The organism is Acidiphilium sp. C61 (genome assembly GCF_905116885.1).
In the GTDB taxonomy this organism is placed as follows: domain Bacteria; phylum Pseudomonadota; class Alphaproteobacteria; order Acetobacterales; family Acetobacteraceae; genus Acidiphilium.
This window is the reverse complement of sequence record NZ_CAJHNI010000005.1, coordinates 1,875,708-1,893,389: the sequence shown is the minus strand read 5'-3', so window position 1 is coordinate 1,893,389 and position 17,682 is coordinate 1,875,708. Positions and strand designations below refer to the sequence as shown.

The 17,682-nt window shown below is 68.3% G+C and carries 15 protein-coding genes; 7 read left to right on the top strand and 8 right to left on the bottom strand.

The features are described from left to right. The first annotated feature begins 18 nt into the window (after positions 1 to 18). The 3 genes from radC (at position 19) to HUW10_RS11730 (ending at position 3,826) form a co-directional block, all read left to right on the top strand. A complete protein-coding gene (gene radC, locus HUW10_RS11740; RefSeq protein WP_236656357.1) occupies positions 19 to 759 on the top strand; it encodes a DNA repair protein RadC in 741 nt (246 codons plus the stop codon). Continuing rightward, entirely contained in the window at positions 756 to 2,288 is a 1,533-nt protein-coding gene (locus HUW10_RS11735; protein WP_174503675.1) for a YifB family Mg chelatase-like AAA ATPase, read from the top strand. Before radC ends, HUW10_RS11735 begins: the two co-directional genes overlap by 4 nt. A gap of 164 nt (positions 2,289 to 2,452) precedes the next feature. Next, positions 2,453 to 3,826, top strand: coding sequence for a Hint domain-containing protein (locus HUW10_RS11730; protein WP_174503674.1), 1,374 nt, complete (start codon positions 2,453 to 2,455; stop codon positions 3,824 to 3,826). Positions 3,827 to 3,905: 79 nt separating this feature from the next. Here HUW10_RS11730 and dhaM read toward each other — a convergent pair whose 3' ends face one another. From dhaM to HUW10_RS11690, 8 genes are all read right to left on the bottom strand, one after another. Beyond that, a complete protein-coding gene (gene dhaM, locus HUW10_RS11725; RefSeq protein WP_174503673.1) occupies positions 3,906 to 6,152 on the bottom strand; it encodes a dihydroxyacetone kinase phosphoryl donor subunit DhaM in 2,247 nt (748 codons plus the stop codon). 20 nt (positions 6,153 to 6,172) lie between these two features. Continuing rightward, positions 6,173 to 6,790, bottom strand: coding sequence for a dihydroxyacetone kinase subunit DhaL (gene dhaL, locus HUW10_RS11720; RefSeq protein WP_174503672.1), 618 nt, complete (start codon positions 6,788 to 6,790; stop codon positions 6,173 to 6,175). A gap of 20 nt (positions 6,791 to 6,810) precedes the next feature. Continuing rightward, positions 6,811 to 7,812 (bottom strand): dihydroxyacetone kinase subunit DhaK, encoded by a 1,002-nt coding sequence (dhaK, locus tag HUW10_RS11715; RefSeq protein ID WP_174503671.1) that lies wholly within the window; start codon positions 7,810 to 7,812, stop codon positions 6,811 to 6,813. Between the two features lie 192 nt (positions 7,813 to 8,004). Next, positions 8,005 to 9,171, bottom strand: a complete 1,167-nt coding sequence (locus tag HUW10_RS11710) for a TDT family transporter (protein ID WP_174503670.1) — start codon at positions 9,169 to 9,171, stop codon at positions 8,005 to 8,007. A 183-nt stretch (positions 9,172 to 9,354) separates the two neighbouring features. Next, the gene (locus HUW10_RS11705) at positions 9,355 to 10,134 is read right to left on the bottom strand and encodes an ATP-binding cassette domain-containing protein (RefSeq protein WP_174503669.1); all 780 of its coding nucleotides are present in this window, start codon (positions 10,132 to 10,134) and stop codon (positions 9,355 to 9,357) included. Continuing rightward, the gene (locus HUW10_RS11700; protein ID WP_174503668.1) at positions 10,134 to 11,216 is read right to left on the bottom strand and encodes an ABC transporter permease; all 1,083 of its coding nucleotides are present in this window, start codon (positions 11,214 to 11,216) and stop codon (positions 10,134 to 10,136) included. The genes HUW10_RS11705 and HUW10_RS11700 overlap by 1 nt, the downstream gene beginning before the upstream one ends. Before the next feature lie 91 nt (positions 11,217 to 11,307). After that, on the bottom strand, positions 11,308 to 12,348 hold the full coding sequence (locus tag HUW10_RS11695; protein ID WP_174503667.1) for a substrate-binding domain-containing protein: 1,041 nt from the start codon (positions 12,346 to 12,348) through the stop codon (positions 11,308 to 11,310). Positions 12,349 to 12,813: 465 nt separating this feature from the next. Next, positions 12,814 to 13,677: an SDR family NAD(P)-dependent oxidoreductase gene (locus HUW10_RS11690; protein ID WP_174503666.1), complete on the bottom strand. Its 864-nt coding sequence runs from the start codon at positions 13,675 to 13,677 to the stop codon at positions 12,814 to 12,816. 214 nt (positions 13,678 to 13,891) lie between these two features. On the opposite strand from HUW10_RS11690, the gene HUW10_RS11685 reads away from it, so the two are divergent. From HUW10_RS11685 to HUW10_RS11670, 4 genes are all read left to right on the top strand, one after another. After that, the gene (locus HUW10_RS11685) at positions 13,892 to 14,983 is read left to right on the top strand and encodes a sugar ABC transporter substrate-binding protein (RefSeq protein ID WP_174503665.1); all 1,092 of its coding nucleotides are present in this window, start codon (positions 13,892 to 13,894) and stop codon (positions 14,981 to 14,983) included. A 122-nt stretch (positions 14,984 to 15,105) separates the two neighbouring features. Further along, positions 15,106 to 16,080 carry an ABC transporter permease gene (locus HUW10_RS11680; protein WP_174503664.1) on the top strand — a complete coding sequence of 325 codons (975 nt, stop codon included), beginning with the start codon at positions 15,106 to 15,108 and terminating at the stop codon, positions 16,078 to 16,080. Then, positions 16,077 to 16,850 (top strand): ATP-binding cassette domain-containing protein, encoded by a 774-nt coding sequence (locus HUW10_RS11675; RefSeq protein ID WP_174503663.1) that lies wholly within the window; start codon positions 16,077 to 16,079, stop codon positions 16,848 to 16,850. Before HUW10_RS11680 ends, HUW10_RS11675 begins: the two co-directional genes overlap by 4 nt. Positions 16,851 to 16,895: 45 nt before the next feature. Next, entirely contained in the window at positions 16,896 to 17,669 is a 774-nt protein-coding gene (locus HUW10_RS11670; RefSeq protein ID WP_174503662.1) for an SDR family NAD(P)-dependent oxidoreductase, read from the top strand. Positions 17,670 to 17,682: the final 13 nt, after the last annotated feature.

Genomic DNA, 17,682 nt, shown 5'->3' with positions numbered 1-17,682 from the left:
GCTCTGCGGCCGCGCGGGATGGCGGAACGCGACACGTTCGATCCAGCGCCGGCGCCGGATGCGCCGTTTTCCAGCACCGGGCCGCAGGGCCATCGCGGCCGGATGCGCGACAGGCTGCTCGGCCGCGGCGCCGAGTCGCTGGCCGATTACGAGTTGCTGGAGATGCTGCTTTTCCTCTCCTTCAAGAAGGGAGATACCAAGCCGCTGGCCAAGGCGCTGATCAACCGGTTCGGCTCCTATGCCGGCGTGCTCGCCGCCGCGCCGGAGACACTGTTCGCAACACCGGGCCTCGGGCAGCACAGCGTCGCCGCGATCAAGCTGGTGCAGGCCTCCGCCATCCGTCTGGCGCGAACCGAACTGGCCAGCGCGCCGCTGCTCAACAACTGGGAGCTGCTGATCGACTATCTCACCATGGCCATGGCGCGCGAGACGGTGGAGCAGTTCCGCGTTCTGTATCTCGACAACCGCAACCGGCTGGTGGCCGACGAGGTCGCCTCGCGCGGGACGGTGAACCACACACCGGTCTATGTCCGCGAGGTGGTGCGGCGGACGGTCGAGACGGGCGCAACGGCGCTCATCATCGTGCACAACCATCCGAGCGGCGATCCCTCTCCCTCGCGCGACGACATCGAGATGACAAAGGAGGTTCAACGCGCCGTTGCCCTGCTGGATGTGACGCTGCACGACCACGTCATCATCGGCAAGGCCGGCTGGCTGAGCCTCCGGCGCGAAGGATTTCTCACCGGGGCGGCGGCGTGAGCATCGCCCGCATCCAGAGCTTCGCCTTCGCGGGAATCGAAGCGCAGCCGGTCGAGGTCCAGGTGCAGATCGCATCCGGGCTGCCGGTGTTCCTCATCGTCGGGCTGGCCGACAAGGCGGTGGCGGAATCGCGCGAGCGGGTGCGCGCGGCACTCACCGCGATGGGCCTGGCACTGCCGGCAAAACGCATCCTGGTGAACCTAGCCCCGGCTGACCTGCAAAAGGAGGGAAGCCATTTCGATCTGCCAATTGCGCTCGGCGTGCTCACGGCGATGGATGTGCTGCCGGCGGAGGAGATGGCCGGCTTTGCCGCGATCGGCGAGTTGTCGCTCGATGGGCGGCTCGCGCCGGTGGCCGGCGTGTTGCCGGCGGCGATCGCCGCGGGAGGGCGCGACCTCGGGCTGATCTGCCCGGCATCGCAGGGGCCGGAAGCCGGCTGGGCCGGCGAGATCGGCGTGCTGGCGCCGGCCGACCTGCTCGGGCTGATCAACCATTTCCGGGGCGAGGCGCTGCTCGAACGGCCTGCGCGCGGGCGATTGCAGCCCGCGGGCGACCAGCCGGATCTCGCCGATGTGCGCGGCATGGAGGGCGCGCGGCGGGCACTCGAAATCGCCGCGGCGGGGCAGCACAATCTGCTCATGATCGGCCCTCCGGGAGGTGGGAAATCGATGCTCGCGGGGCGATTGGCGGGGCTGCTCCCCGGCCTGACGCCGCGCGAGGCATTGGAGGTGAGCATGGTTCACTCCGTCGCCGGGTTGCTGAGCGAAGGAGAGCTGGTGACGCGCCCCCCATTCCGCGAGCCGCACCACTCGGCCAGCATGGCGGCGATCGCCGGCGGGGGCAATCGGGCACGGCCCGGCGAGATTTCACTCGCCCATCGGGGGGTTCTGTTCCTCGACGAGTTTCCGGAATTCCCGCGCGCGGCACTCGAGGCGCTGCGCCAGCCGCTGGAGACCGGGAGAACCACGGTCGCACGGGCGGCGGCGCATGTTACCTACCCGGCCCGCTTCCAGCTGGTGGCGGCGATGAATCCATGCCGCTGCGGCCACCTGTTCGACGCCGCGCGCGCCTGCGGCCGCGCGCCGCGTTGCGGCGAGGACTATCAGGGCCGGATCAGCGGGCCGCTGCTCGACCGGATCGACCTCGTGATCGAGATCGCACCGGCAAGCCCGGCGGAGCTGATGCGCGCGCCGCCGGGCGAGAGCAGCGCGATCGTGGCCGCCCGGGTGGCGGCGTGCCGGGAAACCCAGCGGGCGCGGCAGGGCGAAAGCGTGACAAACGCCACACTCGCCAGCGACGCGATCGCGCTCGATGAAGCGGCGCGGGCATTGGCGGAACAGGCGGCGGACCGGCTGCATCTTTCAGCGCGGGGGCTGACGCGCATCATCCGGGTGGCGAGGACCATCGCCGATCTCGCCGGCGTGGACGTGGTGCGGCGGGAGGACATCGCCGAAGCCATCGCCTATCGCCATCGCCAGCCCGGGCGGGCGGCACAAACCCGACGGCTTGCGGCACAAGCGGGTGATTGATCCCGGCAGATGGAGCCGGGTCGGCCGAAGCACTGGAAGATTTAAGGGCCGCCTTACCCCAGCGTGTGGATTTGCACCGGCACAGTCGATATGTTAATAAAAAATAAAATGAATTAGTATAATGTATTTATACTCATAAAACTTTAATTTTTGAGGTGCTTCTTATGTCCGGACAGGAAACTTTTACATACACCTTTACCGACGGTTCATACACAGACACGATCAACGTGACGATCTCGACAACGATCGCCACCATCACGAACCCCCTGAACATCGGTGTCGTTACCGGCCAAGGATATCCCGTCCTGTCGATCAGCGGGACCTGGGAAGGCAACACAATCACCGGGATGGTCGGAAACAGCGGGCAAGTTCAGGCGGGCCACGGCGTCATTTACGATAACGCTATTTTCCCGGGCACGACGTCCGGCGGCGGCTTCGGCCCCGGCGGATATAATGGCAATACGCAGGGACTCGATGTACACGGACTGGAATTCCTTGCTGTCCGCGGTATCAGACATGTTGACGTAAATCTCTATACGCAGCAGAATTTATTCTATGACATACAAGGTCAGAGTACTGGCGAAATTACGTTCGATAGTGTGACACCGTCTTTGTCATCGCTTGGTTCGAATGCCTGTTTTGCCGAGGGCACCCGGATTGCGACCACGCGCGGTGAAATCCCGGTGGAGACACTGGCGAAGGGAGATTCCGTCCTTCTGCACGACGGCGGGACGGCACCCGTGGTGTGGATCGGACACCGCACGATCGAGCCGGGTCGCCACGCCAGGCCCGACGCGGTGCAGCCGGTGCTGATCGGCGCTCATGCGATTGCGGATAACGTGCCGGCGCGCGACCTCGTCGTTTCGCCGGATCACGCCTTTTATTTCAACAATACGCTGATCCCGGCGAAAGCGCTCGTCAATGGCATGACGATCCGGCAGATCGAACGGCGCAGCGTGACCTATTACCATGTCGAACTGCTGTCGCACGCGATCCTGCTGGCCGAGAACATGCCGGCGGAAAGCTACCTCGATACCGGCAACCGCCAGGCTTTCGAGAATGGCGGTGTCGCCATCGCCCTGCATCCGGAATTCGCACAGCCGCTGCGCGAGGCGGCAAGCTGCGCCGCGTTCGCCGAGCATGGCGCGATCGTCGAGCAGGTCCGGATGCAGATCCTCGATCGCGCAGGATTCGAAACAACGGACGACGCGCAGCTTCGGGTCGAGTACCGCGCCGATGGCGCCGCGATCATCACATCGCGCAGCGCGGTTCCCGCCGAGGTCACGCCCGACCCGCGCGACCGCCGCCGGCTCGGCGTCAAGATCGGCGCCTTGAGGGCGGGCGACGAACGGGTGGCACTCGATCACCCGGCACTGGCCCAAGGGTGGCACGGCGTGGAAGCGGATGGCCGCTGGACCGATGGGGCGGCGGTAGTACCGGCGAGCCTGCTCAAAGGCCGTGTTCTGACCGTGACGCCGCTCAAGGCCGGTCTGCGCTATCCGGTGCTGCAGCAGGCGGAGACCAGGCTGACGGCCTGACCAGTTCCGGCCCCTCGCCCGGAAATACGGGGCAAGGGGCGGACCGAGCGGCGGCGCCGTGGCCTGGGGTAAGCTGACGTCAGAATACGTTGGCGGGAAACGCCGCGCGGATCGCCCCTAGCCGGGCGGCACCCATCGAGAGCTTGCGGATGCCAGCCTCGACCAGGAGACGGGCGGTCGCCGGATCGCCAGCGGCTTCGCCGCAGACCGAGACCGGAGCCGTGCCGGCGTCGCGGCAGACCTGGGCGCAGAGGCCGATGACCGCCGGATGGCCGGCATCGGCGAAACCGGGGAGATCCTTGTGGCCGCGATCGGCGGCGAGGACATATTGCGTGAGATCGTTGGTGCCGATCGAAAAGAAATCGCTCACCGCCAGCAACTCCGGCACGGTGAGGGCGGCGGCGGGCACCTCGATCATCGCGCCGAGCGGCGGCGGTTCGCACCCCACCTCCCGCGCGGCGGCCGTGAGCACGTCGCGTATGGCGCGCAACTCGGCGGCGAAGGTGACCATGGGGACCATGATCCGCAGGTCGTGCCCGGCGCCGGCGCGCAGCAAAGCGCGCAGATGCGCGGCGCAGAATTCCGGCCGGCGGAGCAGCGCGCGCACGCCGCGCACGCCGAGGGCGGGGTTTTCCTCCGCCGCCAGGGCGAGGAAGGGCACCGGCTTGTCCGCCCCGGCATCGAGCAGGCGGACCACGACCGGACGCCCGCGGAACGGCGCGATCATCGCGGCGATACGGGCTTCCTGCTCATCCTCGCCGGGCATGTCGGCGCGGCCGAGGAAGAGCATTTCGGTGCGGGCGAGGCCGATGCCGAAGGCGCCGGCGCGGGCGGCGGCGGCGGCATCGGCGGGGCCGGCGACATTCGCCCAGAATTCGAGCGACTCGCCGTCGGGAAGGATGACGGAGGCCGGGCCCGGCGCGAGGAGGTCGGCGGCGCGGTAACGGGCTTCGGTCGCGGCATCGGGTTCGGTGACGAGTTCGCCGGTCGCGCCATCGAAGGCGACGCGGGTCGGCAGCTTGTCGAGCACGACACCGCCGAGCGCGGGAATGCCGGCGGCGCGCAGCAGGATCGCGGCGTGGCTGGTGGGGCCGCCGCGCCGGTCGAGCACGCCGAGGGTGGTGGGCGGCAGGCTCGCCGCCTCGGCGGCGGTGAGCTCGTCCACCGCGATGATCGCGGGCGCGGCAGGCAGGTCGAGACCGAAGCCGCCGAGCAGCTCGCGGAGCACGGCATCGCCGGCCTCGCGCAGGTCGCGGGCGCGGGCGCGGAGATAGGGATCGTCGAGCGCCTCGTGGCTGGCGGCGGCGGCGGCGATGGCGTCGCGCCAGGCGGCGGCCTCGTGGCGTCCGTCGCTCTTGATCGCGGCGCGGGCGGGGCCGATCAGCGCCGGGTCGGCGAGCAGGGCGGCCTGGGCGGCGAGGATCGGGTTGCCGGCCAGCGCGGCGCGGGCGGCGGCCAGCGCTTCATCGAGCCGGGCAAGCGCCGCCGCGCGGTCCGTCACCGTGGTTTCAGGCACTGCCGGCAGGGCGCGGGACACGGCGACGACCGGGCCGGCGGCGCGGCCGGGGGACATCGGCACGACTCCGCCGGGCGCCGCAATTGCACCCGGTTCGGTGTGAGAATCCGCCGGGCGCTCGGCGAGGATGGCGGCGAGGGCGGCGGCGGCGGGCTCGGCCTCGGGACCGGACGCCTCGATCGTCACCGCGGCATCCCCCTTCGCGCCGAGCGCCATCAGCGCGGTCGGGCTGTCGAGCGGAGCGACGCGCCCATTGTAGCGGAGGTGCAGCGTGGCATCGAACCGGGCGGCAATTTCGACGCAGCGCGCGGCGGGGCGCAGATGCAGCCCGTTCGGATCGGCCAGCGTCACCTCGCGGGTGAACGTGGCCGCTGGCGGCGGCGGCGCGGCTTGTTCGGGAGGGGCGAGCGCATCCTGTTTCGGCGCGAGCCCAGCCATCGCCTCGGCGGCCACGCGGTCGGCGGCCTGCCCGGCGGCGGCGGCGACGCCTGCGGCCAGCGCCCCCTCGACGAAGGGCGCCGGGGCGAGGTGAAGCCGGGCGCGCAGGGCATCGTCCGCGAGGTCGCGCGCCATTTCGGCGCTGAGCACGGCGCTGCCGAGATCCATCAGCACGACGATTCCCTCGCAGCCGGCCAGCTCCTCGCAGGCGGCGAGGATGGCGAGCGGGTCGGTGCCGAGTTCGGCATGATCCGGCCCGGCGCCGGCGGCGATCGCGAGGGCGAGGCGATCGCCGGTCATCTGCCGGACGAGTTCGGCGGTGGCGCGGGCCAGCGCCGCGCTGTGGGACACGAGGAGGAGGCCTGTCGCCATGGCGCGGCGTGCCGGGCCGCTCAGCCGGCGGCTTCGGCGAGGGCGGCGAGCAGCATCGCCGACGAGGTCGCTCCCGGATCGACATGGCCGATCGCGCGTTCGCCGAGATAGGAGGCGCGGCCCTTGCGGGCGACCAGCGGCGCGGTGGCCTCGGCACCTGCGCGCGCGGCCGCGGCCGCGCGGGCGAGCGCCTCGGGCAGGCTGGCCGCCCCTTCGAGAGCGGCGACGGCGGGGGTGAGCGCGTCGATCATCGTCTTGTCGCCAGGGGCAGCCTTGCCACGGGCAACGACCCCGGCGACGCCAGCGGCAAGCACACCGTGCCAGCCGGGGGCGTCGAGCGTGGCGCGGCCGGCGGCGGCCTTGGCCATTTCGACGAAGAGCGTGCCGTAGAGCGGGCCGGAGGCGCCGCCGACGGTGCCGATCAGCGTCATGCCGACGCTGCGGAACAGCGCCGCCGGATCGGCGGGCGTGCCGAGCTTCGCCATCACCGCCTTGAAGCCGCGAGCGAGGTTGGCGCCGTGATCGCCATCGCCGATCGCGGCATCGAGATCGGAGAGATAGCCCTGCTGCGCCTCGATCGCGGTGGCGACGCGGCCGAGCCAGGCGGTGAGCAGTGGGACGTCGAGCTGGTCGGCCATGTGCAATCCCCCTGCCCGCCTCAGGCGCCCCAGCGCAGCGCCGGGGTGACCACCGGCGCATCCCAGTGACGGATCATGTCGTCGGTCAGGCGCAGCAGGGTGATCGAGGTGCCGGCCATCTCGAGGCTGGTCATGTAGGGACCGACCAGCGAGCGCGCGACCGTCAGCCCGTGGCTGCGCGCGATCTCCGCGGCCTTGCGATAGAGGACGTAGAGCTCGACCAGCGGCGTGCCGCCGAGGCCGTTGACGAAGAGCAGAACCTTGTCGCCCTGGCGGAACGGCAGGTCGGCGAGGATGGGTTCCATCAGCATTTCGGCAACGCGGTCCGCCGGTTCGATGGGGATGCGCTTGCGGCCGGGCTCGCCATGGATGCCGATGCCGTATTCCATTTCGCCCTCGCCAAGGGTGAAGCTCGGCTTGCCGGCATGCGGCACGGTGCAGGGGCTGAGCGCAACGCCCATCGAGCGGGCGGCGCCGTTCACCTCGCGGCAAAGGGCAGCGACGCTGGCGAGGTCGGCGCCGGCCTCGGCGGCACCGCCGCAGATCTTCTCGGCGAGGATCGTGGCGCCGACGCCGCGGCGGCCGGCGGTATAGAGACTGTCCTGCACGGCAACATCGTCATCGATCACGACGGCGGCGACGTCGAGCCCCTCCTCCTTCGCGAGGTCGGCGGCCATTTCGAAGTTCAGCACGTCGCCGGTGTAGTTCTTCACGATATGCAGCACGCCGGCTCCGCCATCGACCGCCTTGGTGGCGGCGAGCATCTGGTCCGGCGTCGGGCTGGTGAAGACGGCGCCGGGGCAGGCGGCATCGAGCATGCCGCGGCCGACGAAACCGCCATGCATCGGCTCGTGGCCGGAGCCGCCACCGGAGACCAGCGCCACCTTGCCGCGCACCGGCGCATCCGCGCGGGTGATGAAATCGGGATCGGTGTGGACGCGGATGAGATCGGGATGCGCGGCGGCCATGCCGGCCAGCGCTTCGGCGACCACGTTTTCCGGTGCGTTGATGAATTTTTTCATGAGATCCTCCCCGTTTTGGCACTCTGTTCGAAAGGCGCGGCGGGCGGGTCCCGGCTGATGCCGGATGACGAACCGGAAGCGGGACCGGCGCGTCCGTCAGCAACGGAACGCGACGGAAACGTTAATGCAGCCGCTTCCGGTTGGCCAGACCGGACGGCATGGTGCCGCCCGGTCCGCACGAGAGAGCCGCGATCAGGCTGCCGGCGCATCATCCGCCAGGGCGGCGCCCAGCAGGCAGGGCGCGACGAAGAGCGCGCGGCTTGCGGCCCCCCGCAGCGTCATCGCCGCAACGATCGCCCAGAGGGTGGCGAGGCTCGCCGTCATCGCCACGGCGGCGATGTGGAAGACGGCGAGATGGGTCTGCCCGGCCAGCGCGAAGGTGGCGGCGGTGTAGACGCCGAGCGGGAAGGTGAAGCCCCACCAGCCGAGATTGAACGGGATGCCGGCGCGCAGGTAGCGCAGCGTTGCGAGCACCGCGAAGGCGAGCCACCAGACGCCGTACCCCCAAAGGATGACGCCGCCGATCAGCCCGATGCCGCGCGCCGCATCGGCGAGCCCCGGCAGGCCGAGCGGGGCGAGCGCGCCCTGCGCATCGGCGCCGAGCAGCAGCAGGCCGAGCGCGCCGGTGCCGATCGGCCCCAGAGTGAGCCAGGACGAGGGCGCCATGTCGCGATGCGGCAGCCGGTGCAGCACGAGGCGCAGCAGCAGCACCGCGACGATGCCGAGCGCGACCGGCACCGAGTAGGCCCAGAGCGCGTAGGACAGGATATCGACCAGCAGGGCCAGATGCGGGTTGCCGAGATGCGGGACGATCTGCGCGCCGCTCGCCGCCGCGACCTCGGCCGCGACCACCGGCAGCAGCCAGACCGCCGTCATCGTCTCGATCGCATGGGTCTGGCGGATGACCATCAGGAAGGGCACGCCGATGCCGATGACGACCGACAGCGCCGCATCCACCCACCAGAGGGCGGTGGCGATGCCGACCGCGTCCGGCCCGAGCGGGGCGAGGCCGAAGGCGATGAAGCCGTTGATGATGGTCGCGAGACCCATCGGGATGGTGCCGAGGAACATCGACATTACGGCGTGGCCGAAGATCCGCGCGGCCTCACGCGGGTAGAGCAGCCAGCGCGCGGCGTAGAGCAGGGTGAACAGCGCGAACAGTGCGATGTTCAGCAGCCAGAGCGCCATCGCCGGACGGTGCAGGCCGGGCAGCTGGTTGAGGTCGAGCGCCAGAATGCCGGTGCCCATCGTCGCGGCGAACCAGTTCGGCGTGAACTGGCGTACGATGGCGAGCAGGCCGGTGTGACGGGTGCGGGCGAGGCGGGCGCGGGCGAAGCGGGCGAAATCCTGGGTGATCATGAATGCCTCCGGGTCGGGCGCCGGGGCGGCAGCAAGTCCGCGATCCGGCGATGCCACCGTGATAGCGGCATCGCCATATCATCGTCTATACAGAACGATTAGATCTAATTGATCGTTTTTTCAGAACGATCGAACCCTTCATCCCGGCATCTACGCAACCGACATCCACGCAACCGGGCCGGATCAGGCCGCCGGATCGAGCACCGCATCCGGCGTGCGCGCGCCGGTCATGTAGGCGACGGCGTCGGACATCGAATGCGTCTTCGGGTCGATCACGCAGAGCCGGCGGCCGAGGCGGTGGATATGAACGCGGTCCGCCACCTCGAAGACATGCGGCATGTTGTGGCTGATCAGGATGATGGGGATGCCGCGGGCCTTCACGTCGAGAATGAGTTCGAGCACGCGGCGGGATTCCTTGACGCCGAGGGCGGCGGTCGGCTCGTCGAGGATGATGACCTTGGAGCCGAAGGCGGCGGCGCGGGCGACGGCGACACCCTGGCGCTGGCCGCCGGAGAGGGTTTCCACCGCCTGGTTGATGTTCTGGATCGTCATCAGCCCGAGATCGGAGAGTTTCTGACGGGCGATGCGCTGCATCTCGGCATGGTCGAGCTTGCGAAACACCTTGCCGAGCAGGCCCGGCTTGCGCAGTTCGCGGCCCATGAACATGTTGTCGGCGATCGACAGGCCCGGCGCCATGGCGAGCGTCTGGTAGACCGTCTCGATGCCGGCGGCGCGGGCGGCGATCGGCGAGGCGAAGCGCACGGGCTTCCCCTCGAGATGGATCTCGCCCTCATCGACCTGGATGGCGCCGGAGAGCGCCTTGATCAGCGAGGACTTGCCGGCGCCGTTGTCGCCGATGACGGCGAGGATCTCGCCGGGGTGCAGGTCGAAATCGCAATGGTCGAGCGCCGTGACCCGGCCATACCGCTTGATGAGGCCACGCGCCTTGAGAACGGGTTCCATCACACCGCCGCCTTTCTGATCCACTGGTCCACCGCGACCGCGACGATGATCAGCGCGCCGATCATCAGGTAGGTCCATTGCGGGTCGGTGCCATACATGTTGAGCCCGAGGGTGAAGACGCCGACGATCATGGCGCCGAAGATCATGCCGAGGATCGAGCCGCGGCCGCCGAACAGCGAGATGCCGCCGATCACCACCGCGGTGATGCTGTTGATGTTCTCGAACTGGCCGGAATTGGGCGAGATCGCGCCGATGCGGCCGATCAGCGCCCAGCCGGCGATGGCGCAGACGAGGCCCGAGAGCGTGTAGACGCCGATCAGCATCCGCCGCACGTTCACCCCGGCCAGTGCGGCGGCATCGGGATCGTCGCCCACGGCATAGACGTGCCGCCCCCAGGCGGTATGCCGCAGCACATAGGCAAAGAGCAGCACAAGGCCGATCATCAGCACGACGCCATAGGTGAAGGTGGCGCCGCCCGCGCCGCCGATCACGAAGGTATTGCCGAGATATTGCAGCAGCGGCGCCTGCATTGAGATCTGCGCCGCGCCGATCGTCTGGTTGCCGGAATAGAGATAGTTCGCCGCCAGCACGATCTGCCAGGTGCCGAGCGTGACGATGAAGGGCGGCAGTTTCATGCGGGCGACGAGCACGCCATTGCACCAGCCCGCGGCGGCGCCGAGGCCGAAGCCCGCGAGGATGGCCACACCCGCCGGCAGCCCGTAGGCGAAGGCGCACTGTCCCATCAGCACCGAGGACAGCACCATGATGGCGCCGACCGAGAGATCGATCCCTGCCGTGAGCACGACGAGCGCCTGGGCGACGCCGACGATGCCGGTGATGGTCACCTGCTGGAGGATCAGCGTCAGCGCATAGGCGGTGAAGAAGCGATGGCCGACCAGGATGCCGAAGCCGAGCAGCGAGACGATCAGCACGATCAGCGGCGCGAGCCACGGCGTTTCATGCAGCAGGTGCTGCAACCGTTCGAGCGGCGTCCTGGGGTGGCTGAACTCCGCCACGGCCTCGGCGCCGGAAGTGACGATGGAGGCCTCGAAGGTGACCTCGGTGCGCTCGTTGCTCGACATCGCATATGCTCCATGACCGCGCCGGGCGCGCCGGCGCGGCAGTCGAAGGAAACGGGGCGGCGTTACGCACCGCCCGCGGTCGTGCCGGGGATCAGCTGCCCCAGCAGATCTTGGCGCCCTTCGCCGGCGTGATCGAGGGAACACCGGAAACGGGATGGGCGGTGATCAGGTTGGTGCCGGTATTGTAGAAATCCTTGCCGGCGCTGGCCTGCGGCTTCTTGCCCGTCTTGGCGAAGGTGACGATCGCCTTCACACCAAGGGCCGCCATCTTGAGCGGATATTGCTGCGAGTCGGCGGCGATGATGCCCTTCTTCACGCCGGCGACGCCGGTGCAGCTGCCATCGATCGCGACGATGGTGACCTTGCCGGCCTTGCCGACCGATTTCAGCGCCTGGTAGGCGCCGAAGGCTGCCGGCTCGTTGATGGCGTAGACGAGGTTGATGTTCGGGTTGCGGGCAAGCAGCGTTTCCATGCCCTTCTGGCCGCCCTCTTCCGATCCGCCGGTCTCGACATGGCCGACGATGCGCGGGTCGGCCACGTTGAACGTGTTCGGATCCTTGATCTTGTCACCGAAGCCGGCGAGGAACCCGTGATCGCGCTCGACATCAACGGTGGGATGCGAGATCGAGAGATCAAGCATCGCGATCTTCGCGTCCTTCGCCTTGGCGCCGAGATGCTTGCGCGCCCAGCGGCCGATCAGCTCGCCCGCCTCGAAATTGTCGGTGGCAAACGTCATGTCGGCAGCGCTGGTCGGGCTCAGCGCGGTATCCAGCGCGATCACCAGCAGCCCGGCCTTGCGCGCCTTCTCGACGGTGGGGACGATCGCCTTGGTGTCGGACGGGGTGATCAGGATGCCCTTGGCGCCATCGGCGATGCAGCTCTCGATGGCGGCGACTTGCGACTGGTTGTCGCCGTCATACTTGCCGGCATAGGTCTTGAGATCGACGCCGAGCTTCTTCGCCTCGGCCAGCGCGCCCTTCCGCATGGTGACGAAATAGGGGTTGGAGTCGGTTTTCGTGATGAGGCAGGCGCGGATCGGCGCGGCCTGGGCGGTGGTGGCGAACCCGGCGACCGCGCCGAGCGCTGCCAGCGCGATCGTTGCCTTGCGGGTGAAGCTGTTCCTGTTGGTCATGTTGTTCTCCTTGGTCTCGACACGGTGTCTGGACTTGGCGCCTCCGGGCGCGTTCCGCGGCGCGGGACGGCACGGACGCTGCATGGTCATCGGCCGGTATCCGGCCGCACTGCCGAAGCGCGCGGCTTCGGGGCCGCCGCCGGCGTCTGGTCGTGAATACGGGTCGGCTGGGCGCGGGGCGCCGTCATCGTTCCTCCTCAGTCTTGTTATTCGCTCGCTGGCCCGCGCATGGGCGGTTTGAAGACCAGAAAACGTTTTCATGACTTTCTTAATTTGCACGATCGGCAGGGGCAAGAAATTTCTTGCCCGGGAACGAAAATTTTATCTCGCACGAAAATTCCAAAGCCAATCGCGATCCGATACGCCGCATCGGTCAGAAGTCGATGGATGAGCCCTCTTGCGAAGAGGAAAACGTTTTCAGGTTTCCTTGATCTCTCGGGCCATGGCTTCGGCGATGTGGTGAGATCAGGTGGACCAGTTCCGTGCGAAATCGGCGAACAGCGACAGGCCACCGCAGGCGAAGAGGGTCTGGCCGGTGACGTAACTCGCCTCGTCGGAGAGCAGGAAGGCAGCAACGGCGGCGATTTCATCGGCCTCGGCCGGACGCCCCATCGGGATATGCGCCTCGACGATGCGGCGGCGCTCGGGATCGCCGGTCCAGCCCGCGTTCATCGGCGTGACCGTCGCACCGGGGCCCACCGCGTTGACCCGCACGCCGCGCGCCGCGAATTCCAGCGCCAGGGTGCGGGTGAGATTGCCAAGCCCGCCTTTCGCCACCGAGTAGGAGAGGAAGCCCGGCTTTGGCACGATTTCGTGAACCGAGGAGACGTTGAGGATCGCACCGCCCCCCTGCGCCGCCATGTGGCCGATCACCAGCCCGCAGAGATGGGCAACGGCCAGCAGATCGACGGCGACGATGCGCTCGAACCGGTCCATGTCGAGCGCGTCGCTCGGCTGCTCGGCCTGGATGCCGGCGTTGTTGACCAGCAGCGAGAGATGGCCGGCGCGCCCGATGGCCCGCGCCGCAACCGCCTCCATCGCGGCCCGGTCGGCGACATCCGCGGCCTCGGCGTGATGGCGGGCGGCCGGCCCGGCGGCGTGGAGTTCATCCAGGGCTTCGGCGGCAGCTTCATCGCCCGGCAGATGGGTGAAGGTGATCGCGGCCCCCTCCTGAGCGAGCCGCCGGGCGATGGCCCGGCCGATCCCCGATGCCCCGCCGGTGACGAGCGCGTGCCGGCCGACGAAGCGGGCAGAGCGTGACTGTACTTGTGACTGTACTTGTGGCTGGACGTGTGACTGGACGTGTGACTGGACGTGGGGCGTGGTCATGCCGGCCTCCTCACAGGATCTTGCGACGCGAGGTTAGCGGCGCGCCGCCGTTGCGACCAGCCCCGCGGCGCCGCCGCAAGAAACGATCTATATTCGCAACATCGAAGATGGCAGCACGAAAGACCGGATCCGGCAAGGGCGCGTGATTTCCTCGATTGCATTTTCATTGAGGGTCAACTAAATATAAATGACAATCATCGCAGGGAGGAACTCGATGACAAAAAAGATAGAAGACAAAGTTGACGATATCGTTGCGTCGCGCCTGCCGCGCCGCGCCGTGGCCCAGGGCGTGACGCTCGGCGCCGCCGCCGCGATGCTCGCCGCCGGTGCCCGCACCGCGGAAGCCGCCGGCAAGGACCCGTTCCCGCCGCACAAGCGCTGGAAGTTCGTGTTCGTCAACCACGTCACCACCAACCCGTTCTTCGTGCCGACGCAGTATGGCATCCACGACGCCTGCCGCCTGCTCGGCTGCGAATGGCAGTGGACCGGATCGCAGACCTCGAACGTCGCGCACATGGTCAACGCGATGGATGCGGCGATTGCCGGCAAGGCCGATGCGATCGCGGTGCCGCTGGTCGATCCGACCGCGTTCAACAAGCCGACCGAACGCGCGCTCGCCGCCGGCATCCCGGTGTTTTCCTACAATGCTGACGCACCTGCCGGCTCGGGCAACAAGCGCCTCGCCTATATCGGCCAGGACCTGTTCCTCGCCGGCTACCAGATGGGCGAGAAGATCGTCCAGCTCGTCGGCTCCGGCGAGGTCGCGCTGTTCATCGCCACACCCGGCCAGCTCAACATCCAGCCGCGCATCGACGGTGCGGCGGCCGCGATCAAGAAACTCGGCAAGAACATCACCTATCACGAGATCGCGACCGGCCCGACGGTGAACGAGGAACTCTCCAAGATCCGCGCCTATTATCTCGGTCACCAGCACGTGAAGGGCATGTTCGCGGTGGATGCCGGCTCGACCCAGGGTGTCGGCGAGGTGATGAAGCAGTTCGGCCTCGCCAAGAAGGGCGTGCACGGCGGCGGTTTCGACATGCTTCCCAAGACGCTCGACCTCATCAAGAGCGGCGATCTCGACTTCACCATCGACCAGCAGCCCTATCTGCAGGGCTTCTACACGGTGATGGAGATGTTCACGTTCCTCGCCTCCGGCGGCCTGTCGGGCCCGGCGGACATCAACACCGGCCTGAAATTCGTGACCAAGGGAGGGGTGCAACCCTATCTCGACACGCACACCCGCTACGAGGGCAGCTCGGCCAAGCCGCAGATCGTGCCCCGGCACGGGCCGATCGCCGGCTGAAGCCGCGCCGGCGCGGCGGCCTGCCGCACCCCGATGGGGCATGGCAGGCCACCCGCCGGACGTCCGCCCTCCACCAACGAGGCCGCCCCGCGCGGGGCGGCGCCTGAGATCAGGGGAACGGCATGAGCCAGCCCATCAGTCTGCGCCGACACGGCTCGCGCCTGTTCGCGCTGCGAGAAGCAAGCATTCTCGTCGTCGCCATCCTGCTGTTCGGCTATTTCGCCATCAGCAACGACAATTTCCTCTCGGGCGCCAACCTGCAGACCTTGTCGCAGTTCATCGCCCCGGCCGCGATCATCGCCTGCGGCGAGATCATGCTGCTGATCTGCGGCGAAATCGACCTCTCGGTCGGCCAGGTCTTTGCCCTCGCCCCGTTCATCATGGCGTTCAGCGTGAAGGCGGGTCTTGGCCTGTTCGTCGGCATCGCGCTCGCGCTGCTGGTCTCCGCCGTGGTGGGGCTGATCAATGGCGGGATCACCGTGCTGCTGCGGGTGCCCTCCTTCGTCACCACGCTCGGCACGCTGTTCCTGATCAACGGCTTCACCCTCACCATCTCGCGTGGCTATCCGGTGAACACGCCGGGTGGCGCGACGATCGCCAACATCTTCGGCGCGTCCGGCTACAGCGAGTTTCTCTGGGCGCTGCTGATCGTGCTGGTGATGCACGCGGTGCTGCGCCACCGGCGCTGGGGGCTGCACACCATCGCTGTGGGCGGCAACCTCACCGGGGCGACCGAGGCCGGCATCAACGCGGCAAGGATCAAGGTGGGCAATTTCGTGCTGACCAGCGTGCTCGGCGGGGCGACCGGCATTCTGGAGGCCTTCCGCATCGGCTCGACCGACCCGCTCGCCGGCGGCACCAACGTCATGTTCCTCGCCGTCGCCTCCGGCGTGATCGGCGGCACCAGCCTCGCCGGCGGATCGGGCACGATCATCGGCGGGCTGCTCGGCGCCACCGTGCTCGGCGTGCTGCAGGACGGCTTCACCCTCGCCGGCATCAACGCCTTCACCTTCGACATGATCATCGGCGGCGCCATCCTGATCGCGATGATCGCCAACATCCGCGTCCAGGGCATGCGCAAGGGAGGCCGGCGATGAGCGCCACCGTCAACGAAACGGCGCCGGACGCGCTGCGGGCCGAGAACATCGTCAAGTCGTTCGGCGCGGTGACGGCGCTGTCCGGCGTGTCGCTGCATGTCAGGCGCGGCGAGGTGCTGGGCATTCTCGGCGATAACGGGGCCGGCAAGTCGACCCTGATGAAGATCATCACCGGCTTTCACAAGCCGACCGCGGGCCAGCTTTACGTGCGGGGAGAGGCGGTCGACCTCGCCTCGGTCGATCATGCGCGCGCACTCGGGATCGAGTGCGTCTACCAGGATCTCGCGCTGGTGAACACGCTGCCGATCTATCACAACATGTTCCTGAACCGCGAGCTCAGGAACCCCTTCGGCATGCTCGACCACCGGACGATGCGCCGGCGCGCGGCGGAGGCGCTCGAGGATATCGGCGTCAACATTCCCTCGGTCGACGAGGAGGTGGAGATGCTATCGGGCGGGCAGCGGCAGGCGATCGCCATCGCCCGCGCGGTGTATTCCGAGGCGAAGATTTTGTTGCTCGACGAGCCGCTCGCCGCGATGGGGGCGCGCGAGGCCGGGCTGATCATCGACCTGATCCAGCGCCAGCGCGCCCGCGGCGACATCTCGATCATCATGATCATGCACAATTATGCCCAGACGCTCGAGATTGCCGATCGCGTCATGCTGATGCAGCATGGCGAGGTGACGTTCTCGGGCGCGGCGCGCGACACATCGGTCGAGGAGCTGCTGGAGATCGTGCGGCGTGAATACCGCGCGGCACGGGCGCGCTGACGCAAGGCGCCGGCAGCACAACATCAGGACGGAAAAGGGAACATCATGACCGCACATGCCAACGCAATCTATCCGAGCCTCAAGGACCGGGCCGTGTTCATCACCGGCGGCGGCGGCGGCATCGGCGCCTCCGTCGTGCAGCATTTCGCCGAGCAGGGCAGCCGCATCGTCTTCGTCGATATCGACGAGGCGGGCGGCCAGCGCGTGGTCGAGCAGGTGGCGGCGAAGGGCCACGCCGCGCCGCATTTCATCAGGTGCGACCTGCGCGATATCGACGCGCTGAAAGCCGCGATCGCACAGGGCGCCAAGGCGGTCGGCCCGTTCACCGTGCTGGTGAACAACGCCGCCCATGACGAGCGCCACCCGACGATGGATGTGACGGTGGAATACTGGGAAGACCGGCTGCAGGTGAACCTGCGCCACCAGTTCTTCACCGCCCAGGCGATCATCCCGATGATGAAGGCCGCCGGCGGCGGCGCCATCGTCAATTTCGGCTCCAGCAGCTGGCACAAGGGCCAGGGCGGCATGCCGGCCTACGTCACCGCCAAGGCCGGGATCGAGGCGCTGACGCGCAGCCTCGCGCGGGATTTCGGGCCGGACAACATCCGCGTGAACTGCGTGGTGCCGGGCTGGATCATGACCGAGCGGCAGATCGAGAAATGGCTCACGCCGGAAGGCGAGGAGACGCTGATGAAGCAGCAATGCCTCAAGCAGAAGCTGGTGCCGGCCGATGTTGCGCGGATGGTGCTCTGGCTCGCCGCCGATGACAGCCGGATGGTGACCAGCCATAATTTCTTCGTCGATGCCGGCTGGATCTGAGCGGCGCGGGCGG